At 61.5% G+C, this 1,570-nt stretch carries 1 protein-coding gene; it reads right to left on the bottom strand.

Translation table 11 applies throughout. The annotated features are described in order from the left end of the window. Window positions 1-77 precede the first annotated feature (77 nt). A partial coding sequence (locus tag FSO04_RS45710) for a SagB/ThcOx family dehydrogenase (protein WP_154567998.1) occupies window positions 78-1,570 on the bottom strand: 1,493 nt, incomplete at its 5' end.

The following is a 1,570-nucleotide window of genomic DNA, read 5'->3' as shown; positions in this document are numbered from 1 at the left end:
GACTATGTGTGACGTTCAATCGCTGGACGCTCGTGGAAAATACCGCCTCACCACGATCGGGACGTGAGACTCTCGCTTCAAGGCTGAACCTCATACGGTGGACATGTGGACAGGCGCTGATCGTCTACCGCACGGCCGACGGTGAAGTGATAAAGGCTTTGCCAGGTGTGATCCTCCACGCCGAGCAGTGCGTGCATTTCATCATCGAAAAAGCAGCCAATCCCTGTCGCGCGCACGCCGGCGGCTTCGGCTTCGAGATAGAGCGCCTGGCCAAGAATGCCGCATTCCCAGAACAGATGGCGATAACGCCATGGCTGCTTCAACGCGATTCCGAATCCCGCGATCATCCCCAGCGCAAAGCAGGAATCGGCGCCGATATCCTGGTGGCAGCAGATCAACTTTGCCGTGGCGCGCAAATCGTAAGGCAGCAGAAGATAGAGCGGCAGATGATCGGGGCCGGTCTTTTGCCAGAGCCATTCTGGACGTAGAGACCGCTTGAGATCCGGCAGCGCGCCCGGATTTCTCACAAACATATACAGGCCGGGCTCCAGGTCGCCCACGCGGTGCACCATTAGCGCTGCATGGACTGCTGCAGGAGACATCAGCGCATTCCATGGCGGCGTGTCATGACATGGCAACAGGCACGCCAGCATGCTGAAAAACGCCGCCTTGGCGATGCACGTCGTACCGTCGAAATTCACCGCGCTGCGACGCTGCCGCGCGATCCGGGCAAAGCTGAGATCAAGGGCCGGCGCCGCGGGCGACGGGCGCTCTTCCGGATCCGGCAAGGTCGGTTCGCGAGTACGGGCCTTATGCGTGGCGCGATGGATCGAATCGATATCCGGCCACTTCACATGTCCCGGACTCAGCTGATTTACGCGTCCGTGCCACTGTACGCTATCCAGGGCGATCAGCATGCGCTCAAGATCAGGCCGCAATTCGGGGTTGCCGATCCAGAGCAAGGCATCCGGCGCCTCTGCTTCTGCCTTCAGGAAATCTTCTCCGCGGTTCAATCCAAGCAGGTTGGCCACTGCGTCGTCCGCAGCCGCCTCCACCAGCCGCGTCTGCCAGCCAAGCGCTGCGGCTGCGTAACTTACCGCGGCGATGACGTGGCCGCAATCATGCTGGCAGTAGCGCCAGGCACGCATGCCGTACTTCCACGCCTCGCGCCAGGGGATCGAGCTTATGCCGACCAGGACGCCACTTTGCGGGAACGCCTCGCTCCATCGTTCGTCAGCCACTGCAGCGCGACATTCAAGGGAATGGTCCCGGCTCAGGTAATGGTAGACCCCACCGGACAGGCCGGGCAGAGTCGGACACACAAGATAGCCCTCGGTCGGGTGCAGATTTCCGCTCGAAGGGTTGCAGCGCAGTGCCCACCGCTGGGTGCCGTAGGATTTCCACGCCGACAGGCCGAGCGAAAGTTCGAACAGGATTGCCAGACTGGAAAGATCGAATCTGCGCGCGGGCGGCAAAGCGCCGCAGCGCAGTTCGTTGTAGCGTGTAGTCAGGCTATCCGCGGCTAACGGCAGATCAATGCGCGGTGCGCCGTGAAACACCCGGAACGGAT

The organism is Paraburkholderia madseniana (assembly GCF_009690905.1).
In the GTDB taxonomy this organism is placed as follows: domain Bacteria; phylum Pseudomonadota; class Gammaproteobacteria; order Burkholderiales; family Burkholderiaceae; genus Paraburkholderia; species Paraburkholderia madseniana.
Note: the sequence above shows the minus strand (reverse complement) of the source record. Positions and strands in the feature narration are given on the sequence as shown.